We start from the raw sequence: 24,912 nt of genomic DNA on the forward strand, positions 1-24,912 counted from the left end.
ACGTCCCCGACGCGGGGCCACTCAACGATGGCAGGCCCCGATGGGAACTGCCACTCGGGCCTGCACCCGGTCAGGGGGCCGCGGTCGGGGCGGGCGCCTAGCGTGGAGGCATGACCGATGAGGCCGGCTCCCCCGCCATCGCCGTGAGCGTCCCGAGCGAGCAGGAGGTCGGCGTCTTCGCCGACTTCGCCGGGATCTGGCACACGCCCAACACGTTCGTGCTCGACTTCCTCTCCCTCACCTCTCCCGCTCCGCAGCAGCAGGTCGCGGGCGACGGGGAGGTCATCGGCGCGATGCCGGCCAAGGTCGCGGCGCGCGTGCGCATCCCCGCGGAGCAGGTGTTCCAGATCATCGCCGCCTTGCAGCAGCAGGCCGACCAGTGGCTGGAGGAGACCGGCCGGTCCGAGCCGCCGGACGCCTGGATGCCGTCCGTCTGACGAGAACCCGATCTGGGGCTGGGAGCGCCCTATGAGGATCGCCAGAGTGGTCCCGACGCCGTCCGCGGCGCTGCCCGCTCGCCCGATCCAGGTCAGGAAGCCCGTGCCCGAACCGATCCCGCCGCTGCTCATCGCTCCCCCGCCTCCGGGCTGGACGCCGGACCGGCCGGCCGCGATGGGCCCGACCGGCATGGCGACCGCGTCGCTGGTGCTCGGCATCGTGGCCCTGGTCCTCAACGTCCTCCTGATCCCGACGGTCCTCGCGGTGGTCTTCGGCGCCGTCGCGCTCGCCAAGGGCACCGCCGGCCGGACCCGCTCCATCGTCGGCATCGTGCTCGGAGCGCTCGGCGTCGTCGCCCTCGGCGTCCAGGCCGCGATCGCGATCCCCGTCCTCATCGGCGTCCAGCAGGCCGCCGTCGTCCGCAGCATGGAGGCCTCCATCACGAACGGGCTCGCGCAGCAGGGCACGGCCGTGACCGGCGTCGACTGCCCGGCGCCCGGCGTCGTCCGCGCCGGTGCGACGACCGTCTGCACCGCGACCGGCGCGAGCGGCACCGCACTGCGCGTCGACGTGACCTTCACGGACACGGCCGGCGGCTTCACCTACCGCGTCGGCGCCGCCTGAGCGGTCCGGCTCGACACCGGGCCGTCTCCGTCCGCGGAGGCGGCCCTTCGTCGTCCCCGCGCCTCGCGGCGCTCCCGTGGAACCTTCAACACGGAGTTGAGAGTTCCACGTGCGAGGGACCGACCGGGATCACGGCCGGAGATGAGGCCGTGGGTGCGGCACGAGGGGGGAGTGGAGCGGGCGACGGGAATCGAACCCGCGCTACCAGCTTGGGAAGCTGGAGTTCTGCCATTGAACTACGCCCGCGACGCGCGATCACTCGCGCCCGGTGAGTGTAGCAACGGTGCGGACCGGGGAGCCGCCGCCGCTAGGGTCGGATGCCGTGCTGCTGTCGGACCGGGACATCTCCGCCGAGCTCGAGTCGGGGCGCGTGGTGCTCGACCCGTACGACCCGGGACTGCTCCAGCCCTCGAGCTTCGACGTCCGGCTCGACCGCTCGTTCCGGCTGTTCGACAACCACAAGTACCCGTTCATCGATCCGGCCGAGCACCAGCCGGAGCTGACGCGCCTCGTGGAGACGAAGCCGGATCAGCCGTTCATCCTCCATCCGGGGGAGTTCGTGCTCGGCGCGACGTACGAGGCCGTCACCCTGCCCGACGACATCGCGGCGCGGCTCGAGGGCAAGAGCTCGCTGGGCCGCCTCGGGCTCCTCACGCACTCGACGGCGGGCTTCGTCGACCCCGGCTTCACGGGCCACATCACCCTCGAGCTGAGCAACGTCGCCACGCTGCCGATCAAGCTCTGGCCGGGCATGAAGATCGGCCAGCTCTGCTTCTTCCGCCTCAGCTCGCCGGCGGAGAAGCCCTACGGCTCGGGGGAGTACGCATCGCGCTACCAGGGGCAGCGCGGCCCGACGGCCTCCCGCTCCTACCTGAACTTCACCAGGACGGACGTCGGCGGCGGCGCCTGACCCCCGTCGGAGGGTCAGCCGCGGACGGCGGCGAGCTCGACGAGCTGCAGGCCGAGCCACGGGCTGAACGCCCACGGTGCCCGGCTCACCGCGACCTCGAGGTCGTCGGCGTCGATCCACCGGTGCTCCGCGACCTCGTCGGGGTCCACCTGGACCTCGTCGAGCGTGACCGCGGTGTAGACCGGGCAGATCTCGTTCTCCACGACGCCCGCGGCGTCGACGGCGCGGTACCGGAAGTCGGGCAGCGCGAGCCGGAGGTCGGAGACGGTGATCCCGAGCTCGTCGGACGCGCGACGCGCGACGGCCTCGGCGAGGTCCTCGCCCGGTGCGGGATGCCCGCAGAAGGAGTTCGTCCAGACGCCCGGCCAGGTGCGCTTCGCGAGCGCGCGGCGCGTCACGAGGAGCCGCCCGGCGGCGTCCCGGACATGGCAGCTGAAGGCGAGGTGGAGGGGCGTGTCCGGCCCGTGCACGGTCGCCTTGTCGGCCGTGCCGATCGGCGTCCCGTCCTCGTCGAGGAGCACCACCTGCTCGCGCTTCTCCGTCATCCGCTGCGCTGTACCCTTGCCGTCGTGCCGAGTCGGAACGCCCCCGTTCGGGGGCGTCGTCGGGCCCCGAGCCTAGAGGGCCGCCGAACCGCGACGTGCATCCCGCCGCGCAGGGCGTGCACCGGAGGACGGCGATGACCCCCTCCCCACTTGAGCGCTACGACCGCGCCGCGACGCGGTCGTCGGCCGTCGTCATCGGCGAGTACTCCACGTCGTTCGGCCTCGCCGTCCGCCTGCTGCCCCGGGCGACGCGGCAGCACATCCGCAACGTGTACGCCCTCGTGCGCCTCGCCGACGAGATCGTCGACGGCGTCGCGGCCGCGGCGGGCGTCCCCGTGAAGCGCATCGCCGCCGCCCTCGACGACCTCGAGCGGGACACCGCGGCGGCGATGGCGACCGGCTGGTCGACGAACCTCGTCGTCCACGCGTTCGCGGTCACCGCCCGCACGGTCGGCATCGAGCAGGAGATCGTCACCCCGTTCTTCACGTCGATGCGGATGGACCTCGAGCGCACCACCCACACGGACGACACGTTCGCGACCTACGTCGACGGGTCCGCGGAGGTGGTCGGCCTCATGTGCCTCCGGGCCTTCACGGCCGCGGGTCGGCCGCGCACGGCGGAGCAGCTCGCGGTGCTCGAGACCGGTGCACGCCGACTCGGCGCCGCGTTCCAGAAGGTGAACTTCCTCCGCGACCTCGCCGCGGACGCGGACGGTCTCGGCCGCTCGTACTTCCCGGGCGTGGACGTCGCCCGCCTCGACGAGTCGACGAAGCGCCGGCTCGTCGCGGACGTCGACGCCGATCTCGAGGCGGCGGCGGCGGCCCTGCCACTGCTCGAGCCGGGCCCCCGCCGCGCGGTCGCACTGGCGCACGGCCTGTTCGCGGCGCTGAACGACCGCATCCGCGCCACCCCGGCGGCGACGCTCCGCACGACCCGCATCCGCGTCCCCGACCCCGTGAAGGCGCGGCTCGCCGTCCTCGCGGTCGCGGGCCGGCTGCCGAGGGACCGATGAGCGGCCCGGGCGCGGGGCGCCGCGCGGTCGTCATCGGGGGCGGGATCTCCGGCCTCGCGTCCGCGGCGCTGCTCGCGGAGGAGGGCTGGGAGGTCGTCCTCCTCGAGGCGCGGGAGGACGTCGGCGGCCGCGCGGGGGAGTGGCGGACCGGGGGCTACCGGTTCGAGACCGGGCCCTCCTGGTACCTCATGCCCGAGGTCTTCGACCACTTCTTCCGACTGCTCGGGACCACCGCGGCGGCGGAGCTCGACCTGCAGCGGCTCGACCCGGGGTACCGGGTCGTCTTCGAGCCGCGGGACGGCGCACCCGCCGAGGTCGTCGACGTCGCCGCGAGCCGCGCCGAGAACGTCGCGCTCGCCGAGCGGCTCGAGCCCGGCTCGGGACCGGTGCTCGTGGGGTACCTCGACTCCGCGCGCTGGGTCTACGAGACCGCGAAGCGGTACTTCCTCTACACGACGTTCCAGGACCTGCGGCCGCTGCTCGTCCGCGACGTCGTCCGCGGGCTGCCGCGCCTCGTGCCCATGCTCACGCAGTCCCTGCACCGGTACGTCACGAAGCGGTTCCGCGACCGCCGGCTGGCGCAGATCCTGCAGTACCCCGCGGTGTTCCTCGGCAGTTCCCCGTACGACACCCCGGGGATGTACCACCTGATGAGCACGCTCGACCTCGAGGGCGGCGTGCTCTACCCCCGCGGCGGCATCAGCGCGGTGGTCGAGGCGATCCGCCGGCAGGCCGAGCAGCGCGGCGTCGAGATCCGCACCGGGACCGCGGCGGCGCGCATCGTCACCGCCGGGACCGCGGGCGGGAAGCCGACGGTCACGGGCGTCCGCACCGCCTCCGGGGAGACGATCCCCGCCGACCTCGTCGTGAGCACGATGGACCTCGAGGCCGCCGAGCGCACGCTCCTGCCGCCCGCGCTCCGCACCCACGACGCCGACTGGTGGGCGAAGCGCACGCCGGGCCCGTCCGCGGTCCTCGTGCTGCTCGGCGTCCGCGGCGAGCTGCCGGAGCTGCTGCACCACACGCTCCTCTTCACCGCCGACTGGCACCGCAACTTCGACGCCGTCATGCCGAAGCACCGCCCCGGCCCGCCGCTGCCGGACGAGCTGTCGCTGTACGTCTGCCGGCCGAGCGCCTCCGACGACGTCGCTCCGGAGGGCCACGAGAACCTCTTCGTCCTCGTCCCGGTCACCGCCGACCCGTCCATCGGGCACGGCGGCGTGAACGGCGGGGGAGCGCCGGAGGTCGAGGCGATCGCCGACCGCGCCGTGGACCAGATCGCGCGCTGGCTCGACGTGCCGGACCTCCGCGACCGCATCGCGGTGCGGCGCACCATCGGGCCGGCCGACTTCCGCGACGACCTCGCCGCCTGGCAGGGCACGGCCCTCGGCCCCGCGCACACGCTCGCGCAGTCGGCGCTGTTCCGCGCGGGCAACACGAGCACGGAGGTCGACGGCCTGCTGTTCGCGGGCGGCTCGACGATCCCCGGCATCGGCCTGCCCATGTGCCTCATCAGTGCGGAGCTCGTCGTCAAGCGCCTGCACGGGGACACCTCGGCCGGGCCGCTGCCCGAGCCGCTGGTGCGGCCGTGACCGGCCTCTACCTCGCCGGCCTACTCGTCGCCATCGCCGGCCTGGTCGTCCTCGACCTGCGGTGGAGGCTCTTCCTCTGCGCCGCTCCCGCCCGCGCCGCGCTCGTGCTCGTGGTGGGCGTCGTCGGCTTCCTCGTCTGGGACGCCGCGGGCGTCGGCTTGCGGATCTTCTTCGAGGGGCGACAGCGGCTGCTGATCGGCCTCGACCTCGCGCCGGAGATCCCGATCGAGGAGGTCTTCTTCCTCGTGCTGCTGTGCCTGAGCGCGATGGAGGCCTTCACGCTCGCCGAACGGCTGCTCGCGCGCCGCGACGCGATCGGCGCGCGGGCCGAGCGATGACGAGCTACCTCCTGCTCGCTGCGGGCGTCGCCGTCCCGGTCTCGGTCGCCGCGCTGATCGTGCTGGCCCGCGCGGGACGCCGGGTGCTCGGCGCCGCGCTCGTCGCGCTGGCGGTCCTCGTCGCCCTCACCGCGGTGTTCGACAACGTCATCGTCGGCAGCGGCATCGTCGCGTACGACCCGGCCCGGATCCTCGGCGTCCGCGTGGGCGTCGCGCCGATCGAGGACTTCTCGTACTGCGTCGTCGCGGCGCTGGCGCTGCCGGCGCTCTGGGTGCTGCTCGGCCGACGGAGGCCCGAGCGATGATCCGGCACCTCGTGGTCTCGTCCCGGCCGCTGTCGTGGATCAACACCGCCTACCCGTTCGCGCTCGCCTACCTGCTGCTGGCGCGGCCGGTGGACCCGCTCGTGCTCGTCGTCGGCACGCTCTACTTCCTCGTCCCGTACAACCTCGCGATGTACGGGATCAACGACGTGTTCGACTACGAGTCGGACCTCCGGAACCCGCGCAAGGGCGGGGTGGAGGGCGCCGTGCTCGCGCCGGCCCTCCACCGCCCGACGCTCGTCGCCGCCGCTGTGACGAACGTCCCGTTCCTCGTCGTGCTCGTGCTCCTCGGCGGCTGGGCGTCGTGGATCGTCCTGGCGATCAGCGTCTTCGCGGTGATCGCCTACAGCGCGCCCGTGCTCCGCTTCAAGGAGCGGCCGGTCCTCGACTCGATCACCTCCGCGACGCACTTCGTGAGCCCGGCCGTCTACGGGCTCGCGCTCGCGGGCGCGGCCCCGCGGGCGTCCACCGTGCTCGTGCTCGTCGCCTTCTTCTGCTGGGGCATGGCGAGCCACGCCTTCGGCGCGGTGCAGGACATCCCGGCGGACCGCGAGGCGGGCATCGGCTCGGTCGCGACCGTGCTCGGCGCACGGGCGACGGTCGTCGGCTCGGCGGTGCTCTACCTCGCCGCCGGCGTCCTCGCCGGGCTCTCGGGCTGGCCCGTCGCGCTCGCGGGGCTGCTCGCGATCCCCTACCTCGTGATGGTGCTGCCGTTCGTCGGCATCACGGACGCGACCGCCGAGCAGGCGAACCGGGGCTGGCGGCGCTTCCTCGCGATCAACTACGGCGCCGGGTTCGGGGTGACGGTGCTCGCGATCGTCGCGTCCGCCGTCGCCGCCTCCTGATCCGCAGCGGTCCGGAAGACCCTGCCTCCTCCGAACCGGAGCGTGCAGACTGCTGCCGTGCGGGTGAGGAAGGTGCACCGGGCGATCCCGGGCCCCGGTCAGGAGTCGGTCTGGGACTACCCGCGGCCGCCCGCGGTCGAGCCGTCGAGCGAGCGGATCCGCATCGAGCTCGGCGGCGCGCTCGTGGCCGACACGACCGACGCGCTGCGCGTGCTCGAGACGAGCCACCCGCCCGTGTACTACCTGGCGCCGGAGGCCTTCCTCGTCCCGGTCCACGAGGCCGGCGGCCTCAGCATGTGCGAGTTCAAGGGCATGGCGCACTACCTCACGATCGCGGCCGGGGACCGGATCGCGGTGCGGTCCGCGTGGACCTACCCCGAGCCGTGGCCGGGGTACGAGGCGCTCGCCGGCCGGATCGCGGTCTACCCGTCGCGGATGGACCGCTGCCTGGTCGACGACGAGACCGTCACGGCGCAGGAGGGCGACTTCTACGGCGGGTGGATCACCTCACGGGTGGTCGGCCCCTTCAAGGGCGCGCCCGGCACCCTCGGCTGGTGAGAACGAGCCCTTCACGGGGAGCATGAGGACCAGGCCGAGGGCGAGCACGAGGACGATCCCGAGGATGCCGAACCCCTGGTCCTGCGCGATGGCGGTGAACGCCGCGAAGGCCGCGGGGGCGATGAAGCTGGCCGCGCGACCGGTCGTCGCGTAGAGGCCGAACAGCTCGCCCGCCCGCTCCGCGGGCACGAGCCGGCCGAGGAGCGCACGGCTGGAGGTCTGCGCGGGGCCGACGAACAGGCACAGCGCCAGGCCGAAGACCCAGAACACCCAGCGGCCCTCGTGCTGCAGCGCGAACGCGATCGTGCCGCAGATCACCAGGCCGACGAGCGAGGTCATGATCACCGGCTTCGGGCCGTACCGGTCGTCGAACCGGCCGGAGATCAGCGTGCTCACGCCCGCGACGAGGTTCGCCGCGACGCCGAACACGAGCACGTCCGAGAACGTGAACCCGAACACGGCGGCGGCGATGACGGCGCCGAACGTGAAGACGCCGGTGAGGCCGTCCCGGAACACGGCGCTCGCGACGAGGAACATCAACAGGTTGCGGTCGTTCCGCCAGAGGGCGACGAGGTCCGCGATCAGCCGCCGGTACGTGGCGAGGACGCCGAGCTGCTCACCGGTCGCGATGCGGCGGTCGTCGGGCACCGCGAAGAGCACGGGGATCGCGAACACGGTGAACCAGATCGCGCACACGAGCGCGCTCAGCTGCACCCCGGACGACCCGAGCGGGATCAGGGTCGTGACGAGCAGGACCAGGAGGACGATGCCGCCGACGTAGCCGGACGCCCAGCCGAACGCGCTGATGCGGCCGATCGACTTGGGCGTGGAGATGGGCAGCAGCATCGCGTTGTAGTTGACCGCGCCCGCCTCGTACGCGACGGTCCCGATCGCGACGAGGGCGACGCCGAACCAGAAGAACGACGGGGCCGGCTGGACGAAGGTCATCCCGATCATGGAGGCGGCGACGACCGCGCTCGCGACGGCCAGCGGTCGGCGCCGCCGGCCGACCGCGTCGGAGCGCCTGCCGACGACCGGGGCGATCAGCGCCACCGCGACGCCGGCGATGGCGAGCCCGAGACCGAGCCCGCTCGAGAGCGCCGCCTTGGCGGCCTTGAAGCCGGGCGCGTCCGGGTCGAGGCCCGTGAACGCGTCGCTCGTGAGGTAGACGGTGAAGACGAAGGTGGTGATGACCGCGTTGAAGGAGGCGCTGCCCCAGTCCCACGCCGCCCAGGCGAAGACGCGGCGGTCGAGCAGTCGGACGGCGGGCGCCGGTGCCGTGGTCATGGGCGCAGCGTAGGACTCCCCGGTGTCCGGCTCGCACCCCAGTTCGCGCAGCCGGGCCCCCTGCGCTGCGGAGGGCGGGCGCGCGCGAACGGGGGCGGCGGCGCACGCGTCGACCGGCGCCGGATCAGGGAGAATCGTCCGCTGTGAGCGACGGAACGCGTGCCCTCGAGACCGACCCCTCCGTCTGCTACCGCCACCCCGGCCGGCAGAGCTGGGTCCTGTGCCAGCGGTGCGGCCGCACGGTGTGCCCGGAGTGCCAGATCCAGGCGCCCGTCGGCGTGCACTGCCCGGAGTGCGTCGCGGAGACCTCCGGCGGCGTGGCCTGGCGGCCCGCGCACGACGTCACCCCGCTCGCGAAGCCGAAGCGGCGCCGGCAGCCGGGTCGTGTCCGGTCGATGCTCGCCGGGGCGTCGAGCTCCGGGACGGCCGTCGCCTCGCAGACGATCCTCGTCGCCTACGCGGCCCTGTTCCTGGTGGGCCTCGTGACGAACAACCTGCCGGCCCAGTGGCTCGGCGGCCTCCCGGGCACCGCCTGGCAGCTCTGGCGCTTCGTCACCGCCCCGCTCACGTACCCCGCCGGTCTCGACATCTCGATCCTGTTCGCGGCGCTCTCCGGGGTCTTCTGGTGGCTCACCGCACCGCAGCTCGAGCGGATGCTCGGCATGCGGCGCTTCCTGGGCGTCGTCGCGGTGGCGTCGATCATCGGCACCGCCGGCATGCTCCTGTCGGGCGGCGCGGCCTTCGGTCTCACCGCGCCCCTGTTCGGCCTGTTCGCCGCCCTCCTCGTCGAGGTCTGGGGCGACCCGAGGGCCCGCACCCAGATCCTCGTCATCACCGCGATCAACCTGCTGTTCGCGCTGACCGGCGGCGGTCTCCCCGCGCTCGTCGGCGGCATAATCGGCGGCGCCGGCACCGTGTACCTGCTGCAGTCCGGGCCGTCGCGCGGCTGGAAGCCGCGGACGCCCGTGCTGATCATCGCCGGGGTCTGCGCGCTGCTCGTCGTGCTCGCGGTGCTGCGCGGCGGCCTCCCCGTCCTCTGAGGCGGGCGCACCCGGGCGACCGGGAATGATCCGGCTTGCTGAGAGTTGAGCATCAGTGACTCAACTTCGGCCCGCAGGATTGGACACCGCCCGCCGGGCTTCCTAGAGTTGAGTCGTCGGGACGCAAATCCCGACCACAGACCTCAATGCAAGGAGTAACCCCATGGCTCGTGCCGTCGGTATCGACCTCGGGACCACGAACAGCGTGGTCGCCGTGCTCGAGGGTGGCGACCCCACCGTCATCGCCAATGCGGAAGGCTTCCGCACCACCCCCTCGGTCGTCGCGTTCGCGAAGGACGGTGACGTGCTCGTCGGCGAGACCGCGAAGCGCCAGGCCGTCACGAACGTCGACCGCACCATCTCGTCCGTCAAGCGCCACATGGGCACCTCGTGGACGACCGAGATCGACGGCAAGAAGTACACGCCGCAGGAGATCTCGGCCCGCATCCTCGGGAAGCTGAAGCGCGACGCGGAGCAGTACCTCGGCGACACCGTCACCGACGCGGTCATCACCGTCCCGGCGTACTTCAACGACGCCGAGCGCCAGGCGACGAAGGACGCCGGTGAGATCGCCGGCCTCAACGTCCTCCGCATCATCAACGAGCCGACCGCGGCCGCGCTCGCGTACGGCCTCGACAAGGGCAAGGAGGATGAGCTCATCCTCGTCTTCGACCTCGGCGGTGGCACCTTCGACGTGTCCCTCCTCGAGGTGGGCAAGGACGAGGGCTTCTCGACCATCCAGGTCCGCTCCACCGCGGGCGATAACCGCCTCGGCGGCGACGACTGGGACCAGCGGGTCGTCGAGCACCTCATCAAGCGCTTCAAGGAGTCGACGGGCGTCGACGTCTCGAAGGACAAGATCGCGCTCCAGCGCCTCAAGGAGGCCGCGGAGCAGGCGAAGAAGGAGCTCTCCGGCTCCACCTCCGCCTCGATCACCCTCCCGTACCTCTCGCTCACCGAGAACGGCCCGGCGAACCTCGACGAGACGCTGACCCGCGCCCAGTTCGAGAACATGACGAGCGACCTGCTCGACCGCACGAGGAAGCCGTTCGAGGACGTCATCAAGGAGGCGGGCGTCAAGGTCGGCGACATCGCCCACGTGGTGCTCGTCGGCGGCTCGACCCGCATGCCCGCCGTCTCCGAGCTCGTGAAGAAGCTCACCGGCGGCAAGGAGCCCAACAAGGGCGTCAACCCGGACGAGGTGGTCGCCGTCGGCGCCGCCCTCCAGGCCGGCGTGCTGAAGGGCGAGCGCAAGGACGTCCTCCTCATCGACGTCACCCCGCTGTCCCTCGGCATCGAGACCAAGGGCGGGATCATGACCAAGCTCATCGAGCGCAACACGGCCATCCCGACGAAGCGCAGCGAGACCTTCACGACGGCGGACGACAACCAGCCCTCCGTCGCGATCCAGGTGTTCCAGGGCGAGCGCGAGTTCACCCGCGACAACAAGAACCTCGGCACGTTCGAGCTGACCGGCATCGCGCCGGCGCCGCGCGGCATGCCGCAGGTCGAGGTCACCTTCGACATCGACGCGAACGGCATCGTCCACGTCTCCGCGAAGGACAAGGGCACCGGCAAGGAGCAGTCGATGACGATCACGGGCGGCTCGAGCCTCCCGAAGGACGACATCGAGCGCATGGTCCGCGAGGCCGAGGAGCACGCCGCCGAGGACAAGCGGCGCCGCGAGGCCGCCGAGGTCCGCAACTCCGGCGAGCAGCTCGTCTACTCGATCGAGAAGCTCATCAAGGAGAACGACGACAAGCTGCCCGCGGACGTCAAGGACGAGGTGCAGAGCGACGTCGACGCGCTGAAGAGCGCGCTCGCCGGTGACGACGACGACGCGGTGAAGACGGCGTTCGACAAGCTGAACGAGAGCCAGACCAAGCTCGGCCAGGCCATCTACGCCAGCTCGCAGGCGGAGCAGTCCGCGCCGGCCGCCGACGAGGCCACGTCCTCGTCGTCCTCCGACGAGGACGTGGTGGACGCCGAGGTCGTGGACGAGGACGAGCCCAAGCGATGACGGACGACAAGCAGCAGCCGGAGGGGGCGCCCGAGGAGGGCGCCCCGCAGGGCGACGAGGAGTTCATCGCCGCCGAGGGACCGGACGTGGAGACCTCGCTCACGGACGCCGACCAGGCGTTCCTCAACGGCGAGGGCGACCTCCCGGACGGGACCCCTCGACAGGCTCGGGACGGCGCCCCGAAGCCCGGTGACGAGCACCTCGCCGACCTCAAGCGGGTGACCGCGGAGTACGCGAACTACCGCCGGCGCACGGAGCGGGAGCGCGACGCCATCAAGGACCGCGCGACCGGTGACGCGGCGCGGGCGATCCTGCCCGTGCTCGACGACCTCGACCGCGCGGAGGCGCACGGCGACCTCGCTGAGGGCGGCCCGCTCACCGCGATCGCGCAGAAGCTGCGCGGGGCGGTGGCGAAGCTCGGCATCACGCCCTACGGCGAGAAGGGCGAGCCCTTCGACCCGCACCAGCACGACGCGATCTTCCAGCGGGAGAGCCCGGACGTGCAGCAGCCGACCGTGTCCGACGTCGTCGAGCGCGGGTATCGCATCGGCGACACCACCCTCCGCGTCGCGAAGGTCGTCGTCGACACCCCGTCGGGGAGCTGAGGCATGGCGAGTCAGGACTGGTTCGAGAAGGACTTCTACCGGGTCCTCGGCGTGGACAAGTCCGTCTCGCAGGCCGACCTGAAGAAGGCCTACCGGAAGCTCGCACGGCAGTTCCACCCGGACTCCAACCCGGGTGACACGGCAGCGGAGTCGCGGTTCAAGGAGATCTCCGAGGCGTACAGCGTGCTCTCCGACGAGGAGCAGCGGCGCGAGTACGACCAGATCCGCGCCATGGGCTCGGGCGCCCGCTTCACCGCGGGCGGCGCCGGGCCGCAGGGCGGCGGCTTCGAGGACGTGTTCGGCGGCCTGTTCAACCAGGGCGCACGGACGCGGACGGGGACCCGCGGCGGCAGCGGCGGCTTCGAGGACATCCTCGGCGGCATGTTCGGCGGGGGCGGTGGCTTCGGCCAGACCTCCGGCGGCTTCCGGGGCTTCGGCGGCCCGACGCCCGGACGCGACGTCACCGCGACGACGAGCATCGACTTCGTCACCGCCACCAAGGGCGACACCGTCACCCTGTCCGGCGGCAACGGCAAGCCGATCACCGTCCGCATCCCGGCCGGCGTGACCGACGGTCAGAAGCTGAAACTGCGCGGGAAGGGCGAGCCGAGCCCGGACGGCGGCGAGGCGGGCGACCTGGTCCTCACCGTCCACGTCGACAAGCACCCCGTGTTCGAGCGCGACGGTCTCAACCTCCGCGTGAACGTCCCCGTGACGTTCGCCGAGGCGGCGCTGGGCGCGACGATCGAGGTGCCGACGCTCGGCGGCGACACCGTCCGCATGAAGGTGCCGGCCGGCACCTCGAGCGGCCGGGTGCTCCGCATCAAGGGCCGGGGTGTCGAGACGAAGACGGGCAAGGGCGACCTGCTCGCCCGAGTCGAGGTCGCGGTCCCGAACCACCTGTCGGCGGCGCAGCGGGAGGCCCTCGAGGCCCTCGTGGCGGCCTCCGGCGAGGAGAACCCGCGCGACGACCTCCTGGCGAAGGCCCGCGTGTGACCAGGAGCCGGGTTCACGGATACGGAGATCCCGCGCAGCCGGATCTCCGTATCGGTGAACCCGGTTGCACGGAGATCCGCTGATGGACGCCGACGACCCGATCTTCCCCATCGCCGCAGCCGCCGAGCTCGCGGGCATGCACCCGCAGACGCTGCGTCAGTACGACCGGCTCGGGCTCGTGGTCCCGCGCCGCACCGCCGGCAAGTCCCGCCGCTACTCGCTGCGCGAGGTCGCGCAGCTGCGGGAGGTGCAGCGCCTCTCGGGCGAGGGCGTCTCGCTCGAGGGCATCCGGCGTGTGCTGGAGCTCGAGAACGAGGTCGTCGCCCTCCGGGACCGCGTGCGGCAGCTCGAGACGGCGCTCGCGAACGAGATGCTGTCGCGTCCGGGCGCCCGCGTCTTCGCGTCCTCCGCCCAGGGCGACGTGGTGCCCTTGCGCCACGGCACCCGTGCCGCCCGACGCACCGAGCTGATGGTGTGGCGTCCGCGTTCCCGTCCGGTCGATCCGGACGAGATCGAGGACGCCGAGGTGGAATGAATCCTGAGCGCACCGCGCTCAACTCGATGGACGTCCCGTCCACCGACTTCCGCAGAAAGCAGGACCCATGGCCAACATGCGTGGTGCGGCTGCTCCGCAGGAGAACGCGAAGAGCGCGCTCGAGCAGTACGGCATCAACCTCACCGAGATCGCCCGCGCGGGCAAGCTCGACCCCGTCATCGGACGGGACTCGGAGATCCGCCGCGTCAGCCAGGTGCTGACCCGGCGCACGAAGAACAACCCCGTGCTCATCGGCGAGCCGGGCGTCGGCAAGACCGCCGTCGTCGAAGGGCTCGCGCAGCGCATCGTCGCGGGCGACGTCGCCGACTCCCTGAAGAACAAGCAGCTCGTCTCCCTCGACCTCGCGGCGCTCGTCGCGGGCGCGAAGTACCGGGGCGAGTTCGAGGAGCGGTTGAAGGCCGTGCTGAAGGAGATCAACGACTCCGACGGTCGGATCATCACCTTCATCGACGAGCTCCACACCCTGATGGGCGCGGGCGGCGGGGAGGGCAGCGTCGCGGCGGCGAACATGCTGAAGCCGATGCTCGCCCGCGGCGAGCTGCGGATGATCGGCGCGACGACGCTGAACGAGTACCGCGAGTACATCGAGAAGGACGCGGCGCTCGAGCGCCGGTTCCAGCAGGTGTTCGTGGGCGAGCCGTCGGTCGACGACTCCATCGCCATCCTCCGCGGCCTCAAGGAGCGCTACGAGGCGCACCACAAGGTCGCGATCGCCGACTCGGCGCTCGTCGCCGCCGCCGCGCTGTCGAACCGGTACATCTCCGCCCGTCAGCTGCCGGACAAGGCGATCGACCTCATCGACGAGGCCGCGAGCCGGCTCCGCATGGAGATCGACTCGGCGCCGGTCGAGATCGACGAGCTGCGCCGCTCGGTCGACCGGCTGAAGCTCGAGGAGCTCGCGCTGAAGCGCGAGAAGGACGACGCGTCCCGGGACCGGCTCGAGAAGCTGCGCGCCGACCTCGCGCGCCGCGAGGAGCACCTGCGCGAGCTGCAGGCGCGGTGGGAGCGCGAGCGCGCCGACCTCAACCGGGTCGGCAACCTCAAGGAGAAGGTCGACGCCCTGCGGATGCGCGCCGAGCGCGCGCAGCGCGAGGGCAACCTCGAGGAGGCCTCCCGCCTGCTCTACGGCGAGATCCCGGTCATCGAGCGGGAGCTCGCCGCCGCCGAGCAGGCGGAGGAGCACCCGGACGAGCCGCGCATGGTGAACGACCAGGTGACCGACGAGGACATCGCGGCCGTCGTGGCGCAATGGACGGGCATCCCGATGGGTCGCCTGCTGCAGGGCGAGACGCAGAAGCTGCTGCACCTCGAGAACGAGCTCGGCCGTCGGCTCATCGGACAGAAGGCCGCGGTGCGCGCCGTGGCCGACGCCGTGCGGCGCACCCGCGCCGGCATCGCGGACGGCAGCCGCCCGACCGGATCGTTCCTCTTCCTCGGCCCGACCGGCGTCGGCAAGACCGAGCTCGCGCGGGCGCTCGCCGAGTTCCTGTTCGACGACGAGCACGCGATGGTGCGCATCGACATGAGCGAGTACGGGGAGAAGTTCGCCGTGTCCCGCCTGGTCGGCGCCCCTCCCGGGTACGTCGGGTACGAGCAGGGCGGGCAGCTCACGGAGGCCGTCCGCCGCCGCCCGTACTCGGTGATCCTGCTCGACGAGGTCGAGAAGGCGCACCCGGAGGTCTTCGACATCCTGCTGCAGGTGCTCGACGACGGTCGCCTCACCGACGGTCAGGGCCGCACGGTCGACTTCCGCAACACGATCCTCATCCTCACGTCGAACCTCGGCTCGCAGTACCTGATCGACCCGTCGACCACGACCGAGCAGAAGGAGGAGGCCGTCCAGGCGCTCGTCCGGCAGGCCTTCAAGCCCGAGTTCGTGAACCGGCTCGACGACATCGTCGTGTTCCAGTCGCTGACGGAGGAGGACCTCGGCCAGATCGTCGAGCTCTACATCGACCGGCTCGGCCGTCGTCTGGCCGACCGGCGGCTGCAGCTCGCGGTGACGCCCGAGGCGCGCACCTGGCTCGCCGAGCGCGGGTACGACCCGCTCTACGGCGCGCGGCCGCTCCGCCGCCTGATGCAGCGCGAGATCGACGACCGGCTGGCCCGGGCGCTGCTCGCGGGCGACGTGCGGGACGGCGACACGGTCCGCGTGGACGTCGACCCCGACGTCGACGGGCTCTCGGTCGGCCGCTTCCAGGTCCCCGTCGCGTAGCGACGCCACACGCCATCCGCCGGTGGGAGAAGGCCGTTCATCTTCGGGCGGTAGACGTGGGGCGTGAGCGCCCTGCACCTCCTGCTCGTCGGCATCGACGGCCTCCGGCTCGACCTCGCGACGGAGGAGCGCGCGCCGCACCTCCGCGGTCTGATCGCCCGGGGCGCTTCGACGAGCATGACGATGCCGGTCCCGACCATCTCGGGGCCCGGCTGGGCGACGCTGCTCACGGGGGCGTCGCACGCGGAGCACGGCGTCGTCGACAACACCTTCGTCGGCAGCCGCCTGGCGGGCATCCCCGACCTGCTGAGCCGCGCGTTCTTCGCCGACCCGAGCCGGACGACGTTCGCCGCCGCCGCCTGGCCGCCCCTCGTGGACCCCGTCGGGGTCGGGCCGGTGATCCACACGCGTGACGAGCAGCGCCGCGCGGAGCGGCACCGGGTGATCGTGCGGGACGGCGAGACCTACGGCTACCGCACGACGGACGCCGAGATCGCCGACTTCGCCGTCGCCGGGCTGTTCGCCGCGGGGCCGGACGTCTCCTTCGTGTACTGGTCCGGCGTCGACGAGGCGGGCCACGTCCACGGCGCCCGGAGCGACGAGTACGCGGCGGCGATCACGCGGACGGACGCCTACCTCGGCCGGCTGCTGGAGGTCGTGGAGCACCGCGCCGCAGCGGGGGAGCGGTGGCTCGTCGCCGCCACGACGGACCACGGGCACGTGGACGTCGGCGGCCACGGCGGCGGGGAGCCCGAGGTGGTGGCGTCCTTCGTCGTCCGTGCCGCGTGGAACGCCGGCCTCGACGCGTGGCCCGCGTCGATCGAACCGGCGGAGCTCACGCCGCGGCTGCTGGCCGCGCTCGCCTGACCATCAGTCGCGGACGAGGACCAGCTCGTCGAGCGGCAGCCGCGTGCGCACGGCGGTCTCGCGCTCGCGGTACTTCTCCGGCAGCAGGTCGGGGGAGGCGACCGTGCCGACCGCGGTGACCGTGACGGGGAGGAAGCGCTCCGGCAGGTCGAACTCGGCCTGCAGTCCGGCGACGTCGATGCCGCCCATCGGGTGCGCGTGCAGCCCGAGCGCGTGCGCCTGGCTCGCGAGGTTCGCCATCGACTGGCCCAGGTCGTACTCGGCCCAGCGGTGCGCGCCGAGCGGCTGCTCGCCGTCGGGGGCCACGACGGCGATGGCCAGCACGAGCAGCGACGCGTTGGGCGCCCAGGTGCGGTTGAAGCCCATGAGGTGCCGCTCGATGCGGTCGAAGGTCTCCGTGCCGCGCTTGCCGACGATGAAGCGCCGCGCCTGCGCGTTCGAGGCGGAGGCCGCCCAGCGCGCCGCCTCGAGCAGCGACGTCACCTGCTCGTCGGTCACCACCGCGTTCGCATCGAACGAGCGCGGTGACCAGCGCATCGCCAGGATCTCCTCGATGGGGGCGTCGGTGACGGCCTGGCGGTCGGGGATGACGGTGGACATGCTGCCTCCGGGAGCGGAAGGGACGGGGTGCAGCACACCTTCGGGCCGAGGTGTGCAGCGCATGCCCCACGAGGACTATTCCCGGCGGCGGGCTGCGGCGGCGTCACCCGGCGCAACAGTCGAGCGCGGCTCGACGACCTCCGCCTACCGTGCACGGGTGACCGATGCACCGCTGCACGCGACGTCCGACGACCAGCTCCGATTCGCCTACTGGGTCCCGAACGTGTCCGGCGGCCTGGTGACCTCCGACATCGAGCAGCGCACCGACTGGGGCTTCGACTACAACGTCCGCCTCGCGCAGACCGCCGAGCGGAACGGATTCGACTACGCCCTCTCGCAGGTCCGGTACACCGCGTCCTACGGTGCGGACCAGCAGCACGAGTCCACCTCCTTCTCCCTCGGCCTGCTGCTCAACACGGAGCGTCTGAAGGTGATCGCCGCGATCCACCCCGGCCTCTGGCACCCGGCGGTGCTTGCGAAGTGGATCACGACCGCCGACCACCTCTCGCACGGCCGAGCGGCGATCAACGTCGTCTCCGGTTGGTTCAAGGGCGAGTTCACCGGGCTCGGCGAGCCGTGGCTCGAGCACGGCGAGCGGTACCGACGCAGCGAGGAGTTCATCCGCGTCGTCTGCGCGCTCTGGACCGAGCAGCACGTCGACTTCTCGGGCGACTTCTACCGCGTGCACGACTTCACCATGCAGCCGACGCCGTGGCCCGTGGAGGGGCGGCCGCACCCCGAGATCTTCATGGGAGGCAACTCCACCGACGCCCGCGGCATGGGCGGCCGCGTCGCCGACTGGTACTTCAGCAACGGCAAGGACTTCGCCGGGTTCGAGGAGCAGTACCGCGAGGTGACCGCGGAGGCGGCGCTCGCCGGCCGCACGGACCGGGTCCGCTTCGGTCTGAACGGCTTCGTCGTCGCGCGCGACACCGAGAAGGAGGCCCAGGACACCCTCGAGGAGATCATCGCGAAGGCGAACCCGGAGGCGGTCGAGGGGTTCCGCGAGGCCGTGCGGCAGGCCGGGCGGTCGACCGGGGACGGCAAGGGCATGTGGGCCGACTCCACGTTCCGCGACCTGGTCCAGTACAACGACGGGTTCCGCACGGGACTGATCGGCACGCCGGAACAGATCGCGCGTCGCATCGTCGCCTACAAGGAGCGCGGCGTCGACCTGTTCCTGCTCGGCTTCCTGCACTTCATCGAGGAGATCGAGGCGTTCGGGAGGGATGTGCTGCCGATCGTGCGCGAGCTGGAGGCGGAGTCGATCCGCTCCGGGCGCCTGCATCGGGCCTGAGCGCGCCGGGCCGGGACTCAGGCCAGGCCGACCAGCGATCTGGCCTCCGCCGCCGTCGGCTCGACGGCGTACGCGCCGCGGGCCGCGAGCGTCCGGACCGTCGCGCCGCGGATGCGCGGGCCGCGGATCGCCACGCAGTCGTGCTCCGCGACGGCGGTGACGAGCACGCCCGTCGCGCCGAGCCCGTGCTCGAGCGCGAAGGCGATCTCGTCGGTGAGCCGCTCCTGCACCTGCGGCCGGGCGGCGATGGTCTCGATCACCCGGACGATCGCGCCGAGGCCCGCGACCGCGCCCGGCCGGTAGACGAGCGAGACCGCCCCCGCGAACTTCAGCAGGTGGTGCTCGCACGTCGACCGGAACGGGATGTCGAGGAAGGCCACCGGTCCGCGCGCGTCGGTGTCCGCGACGGCGGAGGCAGCGAGGTCGGGCACCGGGTCCACGCCGACGCCCGCGAACAGCTCGGCGCCGAGACGGGCCACCCGCTCGGGCGTGCGGTCGAGCGACGGGTCCGCGGGGTCGAGGCCGAGGGCGCGGAGGTACTCCTCCACGGCGCGCTGCGCACGCTCCAGATCGGGCGTCATCCCGCCTCCAGTGCCGCGAGCAGGTGGCGCACGCGGCCGCGGCCGGGCAGCACGGCGTCCGGGTCCGCCTCGAGCCAGGGCGACAGCACGAACGCGCGCTCGTGGGCGCGAGGGTGGGGGAGGACGAGTCCCGGTTCGTCGATCCGCCGGTCGCCCTGGACGATCAGGTCGAGGTCGAGGGTGCGGTCGCCCCACCGCTCGGCCCGCACGCGCCCGAAGGTCCGCTCGATCAGCAGCAGCCGGTGCAGGAGGGCCTCCGGCGCCAGCGAGGTGCGGCCGACGACGACGCCGTTCCCGTACCGCGGACGGTCCGGGTCCGGGCCGGAGCGCGTCACGGCGACGGTCTCGTGCAGCGAGGACACCACGTCGACGGTGAGGCCCGGTAGGCGCTGGAGCGCAGCGACCGCCTCTGCGAACGTCTCGGCCCGGTCGCCGAGGTTCGTGCCGATCGCGATGACGACCGGCTCGACGGTCCCGGTGCGCCGGCGTTCGACCCGGACGGCGACGTCCGCGAACGGCACGGGGATCGGCGCCGAGGGCTTGTGCACGGTCACGACGACCGCGTCGACGAGCTCGGCCTCGAGTGCGACGTCCGCGATCCGCTGCGCGAGCGTCTCGATGAGGTCGACCGGATCGCGCTCGACCGCGGCGACGACGGCCTCCGCCAGCTCGCCGTAGTGCACCGTCGCGAGCACCCGGTCCGTCGCCGCCGCGACGGCGAGGTCGAGCGTCAGCTCCAGGTCGACCACGAACTCCTGCCCGGCGGCGCGCTCCTCGGGCAGCACACCATGCCGGCCGAACGCCCGAACGCCGGTGAGCAGGATCCGGTCCGCGGCGCTCATGCCGCTTCCCGCATGCGTCGGACGACGTCGATCGCGGCCCGGCTGACGGCGGGCGCATGGACGCGGACGCCCCAGACCCCCCGCTCGGCGAGCAGCGCGGTGAGCACGGCGGTGACGCCGTCGCGGTCCTCCGCCGGTCCGTCGACGAGCTCGCCGAGGAACCGCTTCCGCGAGACCCCGACGAGGAGGCGGAGGCCGTCGACCCCCAGCGCGTCGAGGTGCGCGAGCAGGTGCCAGTTCTCGGCCGCCGTCTTGCTGAACCCGACGCCCGGATCGACGACGAGCCGCTGGCGGGGGACGCCAGCGGTCGTCGCGGCGTCCACGCGGTCCCGGAGGTCGGTGGCGACGTCCCGGACCACATCGCCGTAGTCGCCGCCGCGACCGGCCGGTCCCCGCGAATGCATGAGCACGAGGTCGGCGCCGGAATCGGCGGCGACGCGCAGCAGCCCGGGGTCACGGCCGCCGTCCACGTCGTTGACGATCGTCGCCCCCGCCCGGACGGCGGCGGCGGCGACCGATGCGCGGCGGGTGTCGATGCTGACGCGGATCCCGCCCGCGACGAGGCCCTCGACGACCGGGAGGACGCGTCGGAGCTCCTCGCCCGGGTCCACGGGCGCGGCGCCGGGCCGGGTGGACTCGCCGCCGACGTCCACCACGTCGGCGCCGGCCTCGACGAGCGCCTGGCCGTGCCCGATGGCAGCGGCCGGGTCGAGGAAGCGGCCGCCGTCGCTGAACGAGTCCGGCGTCACGTTGAGGACGCCGAACACGACCGGCGGGACGAAGGGCTGCGGCATGGGCCCGATCAGGCTAGCGGCGGCTCGGTACCGTGGGGCGTGCTCATCCGCGAGGCGACGGCCGCCGACTGGCCGGCCATCTTCCCGTTCTTCGCCGCGGTCGTCGAGGCGGGGGAGACCTACGCCTACCCGCCCGGTCTGTCCTCCGCGGAGGCCGAGGCGCTCTGGCTCGGCCAGCACCGCGTCGTCGTGGCGGAGGAGGACGGCGTCGTCCTCGGCTCGGCGACGATGGGCCCGAACCGGCCGGGCCGCGGCTCCCACGTCGGCACCGCGAGCTTCATGGTGGCCGAGGCCGCGCGCGGTCGCGGGGTGGGCAGGGCGCTCGGCGAGCACATGCTGGCCTGGTCGAAGGCGGCCGGCTTCCGCGCGGTCCAGTTCAACGCCGTCGTCGAGACGAACACCACCGCGGTGCACCTCTGGCAGTCGCTCGGCTTCCGCATCGTCGGCACGGTCCCGGAGGCGTTCGACAGCCGGTCGCACGGCCTCGTCGGCCTCCACGTGATGCACCGCCCCCTCTGAACCTTGCTCACGCTTCTTGCCGCCCGGCCGGTGGTCGGGCGGCAAGAAGCGTGAGCAAAGCGATCAGGCCGGGGTCGGGGCGAGGGCCGCGAGCACCTGGTCGGCGACCCAGTGGCCCATCCGGATGGCGCCGTCGACGTGCTGGTACCCGGCGCCGGCGATGTCGCTCGACGCCCAGTGGATCGGGCCGACCGGCGTGCGGACGTCCGCGCCGAACCGCTCGAGGCCGCCCATGTCGAAGCTCGCGGCGTAGGCGCCGCGCGTCCACTCCTCGCTGCCCCAGTCGCTCTCGACGTAGATCGTGGGGTGCTTCGCGCGCTCGCCGTAGTACCGCGCGAGGTCGTCGAGGATCGCCTCGCGCCGCTCGTCGGGCTCGAGCGCGAGCAGGCGATCGGCGCGGGCGTCGGACGCGAACCCGACGAGGATCCCGCGCGGGTCGCCGTGATTCGAGTTGTCGTACGCCTCGTGGACGGAGAGGTAGGGGCTGAACGCGGTGCCCGACAGCCCGTCCTCCCGCCAGAACGGCTCCTCGTAGACGGCGTGGATCTTGATGACGAGCCCGAGCGAGAGGTGCTGGTGCAGCACGTGCCGTCGGAGCGGCAGGGTCGGCACGTAGTCGATGCGGTCGTAGAGGTTCGGCGGGACCGCGAGGACGACCTGCCGCGCTTCGACCACGAGGTCCCCGTCCGCCTCGACGACCGCGCCGTCCGCCGACCACGTGATGCGCCGCACCGGGCGGGAGAGCAGCACGTCGTCCCCGAGTGCCGCGGCGAGCCGCAGCGGCACCTGCTGCAGGCCGCCGACGACCCGCTTGTCGAGGATGAAGTCGGCGTCGACGAGGTGCGAGAAGCTGCCGGCCGACGCGGCCATGAGCAGGGACTGCAGCGCGGAGAATGCGTGCGCCGGCTTCGTGAGCATGGCCTCGGCGGTGAACATGGCGACGTTCGACCGCGCCTCGGCGTCGTCGGAGAGCTGCTCGAGGAACGCCCGCCAGGTGATGCCGTCGAGCTCCCGGGCGCGCGGGTGCGCCCACGGGCGGTCCGGATCGATCTCGGCCGTGAGGCCGTCGAGCACGGCGATCATCCGCTCGATCTCGGCCTGCGTCTCCGGCGACGCCGGGAAGATGTCGCCGGTGAACCGGTGGGAGACGCCGTCCGGGCCGATGTAGACGCTGTCGCCGTCGCGGTAGCGCGAGAAGGTCTCGAGCCCGAGCTCCTCGATCGCGCCCTTGAGCGCCGTCTGGTCCGGGGAGACCCACTGGCCCCCGAGCTCCAGCAGGGCGCCGGAGGAGTCGTCGTTCCGGAGGCGTCCGCCGACCCGGTCCCGCGCCTCCAGCACGATCACCGAGGCGCCCGACCTCCGCAGCTGCGTCGCCGCGGTGAGGCCGCACGCGCCGGCGCCGATGACGACCACGTCCCGCTCGATCCGATCCATCCGGCCAGCATATGGAGCCCATCGGGGCGGCGATGCCCGGATCGCCTGCGAATCGGCCCGAGCGGCGCCGATCCCGCACCCCAGACCGGGAGGTGACGACTGGATCCGAAGGCTCAGCCGAGCGCGACGAGCGACACGTGCGCCGCGCGGGCGACCACGATCACGACCGCGTACACGCAGTAGAGGCCGAGGAAGGCGCCGAACAGCGTCTCGCGCCAGCTGCCGGCGTGGCCGAGCACGGGGACGGCGATGTAGCCGTTCCGCTTCCACACCGATCGCAGCACCGGCGTTCGCGCCCACAGCTTCGGCGGGGTGATCTGCACGGGCCAGGTGGGTGAGGGGACGCCCTCCACGGTGAGGAGGTCGCCGGCGATGTGCGTCAGGAAGCCGAGGCCGACCGCGATCGGGAACCAGGTCGGGTTGTCCGGCGCGAACACGACGACAGCGACGGCGGCGAGGACGCCGATCGCCCACGCACCCGCCCACGAGCGCACGAGCTCGCGCGCCTTCACGGCGAAGCAGATGAGGCCGATCGTCGCGATCGCCGGTCCGATCGGCACGAGGCCGAGCTCGGGGATCGGGACGGTGAACCGGCCGACGAGCACGGCGAGGAGGGTCACGATCGCCCCGGCCAGGATCGTGTGGAACCCGTGCCGGTGACCGCCGCTCGCATCCTCGATGCTGCGCGCGACCACCTTCCCGACGATCGGGACGGAGTGCGCGATCGTGCCGCTGTGGTGGTCCGCGTCGGGCAGGAGCGCCGCTCCCGCGCACACGACCGCCCCGGAGAGGACGCCGGCGGGGGAGAGCGGGTAGACGTCGGTGCCGAACGACGGCAGGGCCGCCGTCGCCGCGAACCACACGGCCGCGCCGCTGGTCGCGTGGTTGACGCCCATCACGCGCGCCATCGTGCATCCACCGGTGCTCCGCGGCCGGGTGCCGCGCGGGTCTGGTCCAGGATGCGGAGGTCGGGAGGCGTCGCCTGACCGGATCTCCGCATCCGTGAACGGGTCTACTGCGCCAGCGCGCCCCGCACCGTCGCGACGAAGTCGTCGACGTCCGCCTCGGTCGTGTCGAACGCGCACATCCAGCGCACCTGACGCTTGGCCCGGTCCCAGTCGTAGAACCGGTACCGCTCGCGCACGCGGTCCGCGGCGTCGAGGTCGAGCTCCGCGAACACCGCGTTCGCCTGGGTCGGGTGGCTGAACCCGACGCCCTCGATGCCCTCGAGGCCGGCCCGGAGGCGGGCGGCCATCGCGTTCGAGTGCTGCGCGGTCCGGACGCCGAGCCCGTCCTCGAAGAGTGCGAGCAGCTGCGCGCTCGCGAACCGCATCTTGCTCGCGAGCTGCATGTTCATCTTCCGGAGGAACACGAGGCCGTCGACACGGTCGGGGTCGAGCACCACGATCGCTTCGGCGCCCAGCAGGCCGTTCTTCGTGCCGCCGAGCGACAGGACGTCGACACCGGCGTCGCGCGTGAACGCGGCGAAGGGGAGATCGAGTGCGGCGGCGGCGTTCCAGATGCGCGCGCCGTCCATGTGCACCGCCATCCCGCGCTCGTGCGCGAAGTCGGCGATCGCCCGCACCTCGTCCGGCGTGTAGACGGTGCCGAGCTCGGTCGACTGCGTGATCGAGACGGCCAGCGGCTGCGGGCGGTGCTCGTCGCCCCAGCCCCACGCCTCGGTCTCGGCCGCGGCGGGCGTGAGCTTGCCCTCCTCCTCGGGGACGACGAGCAGCTTCAGCCCACTCACCCGCTCGGGGGCGCCCGCCTCGTCGGTGTGGATGTGGGCGGAGCCGGTCGCGACGATCGCGCCCCAGCGGGGGACGAGCGCCGTGAGCGCCGTCACGTTCGCGCCGGTGCCGTTGAAGACCGGGAAGACCTCCGCGCGATCGCCGAACTCGTGGCGGACGACCTCGCCGAGCCGCGCCGTGTAGACGTCCTCGCCGTACGCGATCTGGTGGCCGCCGTTGGCGTCGGCGATGGCCGCGAGGACCTCGGGCAGCACCCCCGCGTAGTTGTCGGAGGCGAACGTGCGGCGGGTGGGGTCGTGGAGTGGCACGTCCTCCATCCTCG

Annotated in this window: 27 protein-coding genes and 1 tRNA gene; 18 read left to right on the plus strand and 10 right to left on the minus strand. The window is 72.8% G+C overall.

Annotation, left to right across the window (positions count from 1 at the left end):
- Positions 1-110: 110 nt before the first annotated feature.
- Both CLV52_RS02090 and CLV52_RS02095 read left to right on the plus strand, forming a co-directional pair.
- Complete coding sequence (locus CLV52_RS02090) at positions 111-437, plus strand: DUF3467 domain-containing protein (RefSeq protein ID WP_133764396.1); 327 nt, start codon at positions 111-113, stop codon at positions 435-437.
- A gap of 31 nt (positions 438-468) precedes the next feature.
- Complete coding sequence (locus CLV52_RS02095; protein ID WP_133764398.1) at positions 469-1,062, plus strand: DUF4333 domain-containing protein; 594 nt, start codon at positions 469-471, stop codon at positions 1,060-1,062.
- 172 nt (positions 1,063-1,234) lie between these two features.
- Here CLV52_RS02095 and CLV52_RS02100 read toward each other — a convergent pair.
- Positions 1,235-1,308: transfer RNA gene (locus CLV52_RS02100), tRNA-Gly, on the minus strand.
- A gap of 76 nt (positions 1,309-1,384) precedes the next feature.
- Here CLV52_RS02100 and dcd point away from each other — a divergent pair.
- On the plus strand, positions 1,385-1,972 hold the full coding sequence (gene dcd / locus CLV52_RS02105) for a dCTP deaminase (protein ID WP_133764400.1): 588 nt from the start codon (positions 1,385-1,387) through the stop codon (positions 1,970-1,972).
- A 14-nt stretch (positions 1,973-1,986) separates the two neighbouring features.
- On the opposite strand, the gene idi is transcribed toward dcd, so the two are convergent.
- Complete coding sequence (gene idi / locus CLV52_RS02110; protein WP_133764402.1) at positions 1,987-2,517, minus strand: isopentenyl-diphosphate Delta-isomerase; 531 nt, start codon at positions 2,515-2,517, stop codon at positions 1,987-1,989.
- A 134-nt stretch (positions 2,518-2,651) separates the two neighbouring features.
- Between idi and CLV52_RS18255 the strand changes: the two genes are divergently transcribed.
- The 6 genes from CLV52_RS18255 to CLV52_RS02135 are packed head-to-tail and all read left to right on the plus strand — an operon-like array spanning position 2,652 to position 7,186.
- Positions 2,652-3,530, plus strand: coding sequence for a phytoene/squalene synthase family protein (locus tag CLV52_RS18255; protein WP_162850679.1), 879 nt, complete (start codon positions 2,652-2,654; stop codon positions 3,528-3,530).
- Positions 3,527-5,122, plus strand: a complete 1,596-nt coding sequence (crtI, locus tag CLV52_RS18260) for a phytoene desaturase family protein (protein ID WP_162850680.1) — start codon at positions 3,527-3,529, stop codon at positions 5,120-5,122. Before CLV52_RS18255 ends, crtI begins: the two co-directional genes overlap by 4 nt.
- On the plus strand, positions 5,119-5,460 hold the full coding sequence (locus CLV52_RS02120) for a lycopene cyclase domain-containing protein (protein ID WP_133764404.1): 342 nt from the start codon (positions 5,119-5,121) through the stop codon (positions 5,458-5,460). Before crtI ends, CLV52_RS02120 begins: the two co-directional genes overlap by 4 nt.
- Positions 5,457-5,765 carry a lycopene cyclase domain-containing protein gene (locus tag CLV52_RS02125; RefSeq protein WP_133764406.1) on the plus strand — a complete coding sequence of 103 codons (309 nt, stop codon included), beginning with the start codon at positions 5,457-5,459 and terminating at the stop codon, positions 5,763-5,765. Before CLV52_RS02120 ends, CLV52_RS02125 begins: the two co-directional genes overlap by 4 nt.
- Positions 5,762-6,628: a prenyltransferase gene (locus CLV52_RS02130; RefSeq protein WP_133764408.1), complete on the plus strand. Its 867-nt coding sequence runs from the start codon at positions 5,762-5,764 to the stop codon at positions 6,626-6,628. The genes CLV52_RS02125 and CLV52_RS02130 overlap by 4 nt, the downstream gene beginning before the upstream one ends.
- Positions 6,629-6,685: 57 nt before the next feature.
- Entirely contained in the window at positions 6,686-7,186 is a 501-nt protein-coding gene (locus CLV52_RS02135; protein ID WP_246017902.1) for a DUF427 domain-containing protein, read from the plus strand.
- Here CLV52_RS02135 and CLV52_RS02140 read toward each other — a convergent pair.
- On the minus strand, positions 7,136-8,473 hold the full coding sequence (locus CLV52_RS02140) for an MFS transporter (RefSeq protein WP_133764411.1): 1,338 nt from the start codon (positions 8,471-8,473) through the stop codon (positions 7,136-7,138). The two genes, CLV52_RS02135 and CLV52_RS02140, sit on opposite strands and share 51 nt — an antisense overlap.
- Before the next feature lie 143 nt (positions 8,474-8,616).
- Between CLV52_RS02140 and CLV52_RS02145 the strand changes: the two genes are divergently transcribed.
- The 7 genes from CLV52_RS02145 (at position 8,617) to CLV52_RS02180 (ending at position 16,772) form a co-directional block, all read left to right on the plus strand.
- The gene (locus CLV52_RS02145; RefSeq protein ID WP_133764413.1) at positions 8,617-9,513 is read left to right on the plus strand and encodes a rhomboid family intramembrane serine protease; all 897 of its coding nucleotides are present in this window, start codon (positions 8,617-8,619) and stop codon (positions 9,511-9,513) included.
- Between the two features lie 163 nt (positions 9,514-9,676).
- A complete protein-coding gene (dnaK, locus tag CLV52_RS02150) occupies positions 9,677-11,533 on the plus strand; it encodes a molecular chaperone DnaK (protein WP_133764414.1) in 1,857 nt (618 codons plus the stop codon).
- Complete coding sequence (locus CLV52_RS02155; RefSeq protein ID WP_133764416.1) at positions 11,530-12,138, plus strand: nucleotide exchange factor GrpE; 609 nt, start codon at positions 11,530-11,532, stop codon at positions 12,136-12,138. The genes dnaK and CLV52_RS02155 overlap by 4 nt, the downstream gene beginning before the upstream one ends.
- 3 nt (positions 12,139-12,141) lie before the next feature.
- Entirely contained in the window at positions 12,142-13,134 is a 993-nt protein-coding gene (locus tag CLV52_RS02160) for a DnaJ C-terminal domain-containing protein (protein ID WP_133764419.1), read from the plus strand.
- Positions 13,135-13,216: 82 nt separating this feature from the next.
- Positions 13,217-13,669 (plus strand): heat shock protein transcriptional repressor HspR, encoded by a 453-nt coding sequence (locus CLV52_RS02165; RefSeq protein ID WP_133764421.1) that lies wholly within the window; start codon positions 13,217-13,219, stop codon positions 13,667-13,669.
- Positions 13,670-13,736: 67 nt separating this feature from the next.
- Positions 13,737-15,905: an ATP-dependent Clp protease ATP-binding subunit gene (locus CLV52_RS02170; protein WP_133764423.1), complete on the plus strand. Its 2,169-nt coding sequence runs from the start codon at positions 13,737-13,739 to the stop codon at positions 15,903-15,905.
- A 63-nt stretch (positions 15,906-15,968) separates the two neighbouring features.
- Positions 15,969-16,772, plus strand: coding sequence for an alkaline phosphatase family protein (locus CLV52_RS02180; RefSeq protein WP_133764425.1), 804 nt, complete (start codon positions 15,969-15,971; stop codon positions 16,770-16,772).
- Between the two features lie 3 nt (positions 16,773-16,775).
- On the opposite strand, the gene CLV52_RS02185 is transcribed toward CLV52_RS02180, so the two are convergent.
- Complete coding sequence (locus CLV52_RS02185; RefSeq protein ID WP_133764427.1) at positions 16,776-17,372, minus strand: nitroreductase family protein; 597 nt, start codon at positions 17,370-17,372, stop codon at positions 16,776-16,778.
- A gap of 157 nt (positions 17,373-17,529) precedes the next feature.
- Here CLV52_RS02185 and sfnG point away from each other — a divergent pair, with 157 nt between their 5' ends.
- Positions 17,530-18,669 carry a dimethylsulfone monooxygenase SfnG gene (gene sfnG / locus CLV52_RS02190; protein WP_246017903.1) on the plus strand — a complete coding sequence of 380 codons (1,140 nt, stop codon included), beginning with the start codon at positions 17,530-17,532 and terminating at the stop codon, positions 18,667-18,669.
- Between the two features lie 17 nt (positions 18,670-18,686).
- Here sfnG and folE read toward each other — a convergent pair whose 3' ends face one another.
- Genes folE through folP form a run of 3 tightly spaced genes read right to left on the minus strand, consistent with a single transcriptional unit; the run spans position 18,687 to position 20,886 of the window.
- On the minus strand, positions 18,687-19,250 hold the full coding sequence (gene folE / locus CLV52_RS02195) for a GTP cyclohydrolase I (RefSeq protein WP_133764431.1): 564 nt from the start codon (positions 19,248-19,250) through the stop codon (positions 18,687-18,689).
- Positions 19,247-20,092, minus strand: coding sequence for a 2-amino-4-hydroxy-6-hydroxymethyldihydropteridine diphosphokinase (gene folK, locus CLV52_RS02200; protein ID WP_133764433.1), 846 nt, complete (start codon positions 20,090-20,092; stop codon positions 19,247-19,249). Before folK ends, folE begins: the two co-directional genes overlap by 4 nt.
- Positions 20,089-20,886 carry a dihydropteroate synthase gene (gene folP / locus CLV52_RS02205; protein ID WP_133764435.1) on the minus strand — a complete coding sequence of 266 codons (798 nt, stop codon included), beginning with the start codon at positions 20,884-20,886 and terminating at the stop codon, positions 20,089-20,091. The genes folK and folP overlap by 4 nt, the downstream gene beginning before the upstream one ends.
- 39 nt (positions 20,887-20,925) lie before the next feature.
- Here folP and CLV52_RS02210 point away from each other — a divergent pair, with 39 nt between their 5' ends.
- Complete coding sequence (locus CLV52_RS02210) at positions 20,926-21,405, plus strand: GNAT family N-acetyltransferase (protein WP_133764437.1); 480 nt, start codon at positions 20,926-20,928, stop codon at positions 21,403-21,405.
- A 63-nt stretch (positions 21,406-21,468) separates the two neighbouring features.
- Here CLV52_RS02210 and CLV52_RS02215 read toward each other — a convergent pair whose 3' ends face one another.
- From CLV52_RS02215 to CLV52_RS02225, 3 genes are all read right to left on the minus strand, one after another.
- Positions 21,469-22,839: a flavin monoamine oxidase family protein gene (locus tag CLV52_RS02215; protein WP_133764439.1), complete on the minus strand. Its 1,371-nt coding sequence runs from the start codon at positions 22,837-22,839 to the stop codon at positions 21,469-21,471.
- A gap of 113 nt (positions 22,840-22,952) precedes the next feature.
- Entirely contained in the window at positions 22,953-23,747 is a 795-nt protein-coding gene (locus CLV52_RS02220; RefSeq protein ID WP_133764441.1) for a metal-dependent hydrolase, read from the minus strand.
- Positions 23,748-23,851: 104 nt separating this feature from the next.
- A complete protein-coding gene (locus CLV52_RS02225; protein WP_133764443.1) occupies positions 23,852-24,907 on the minus strand; it encodes a threonine aldolase family protein in 1,056 nt (351 codons plus the stop codon).
- Positions 24,908-24,912 lie beyond the last annotated feature (5 nt).

The sequence above is a fragment of the Amnibacterium kyonggiense genome, from assembly GCF_004364555.1.
GTDB classification, from domain to species: Bacteria; Actinomycetota; Actinomycetes; order Actinomycetales; family Microbacteriaceae; genus Amnibacterium; species Amnibacterium kyonggiense.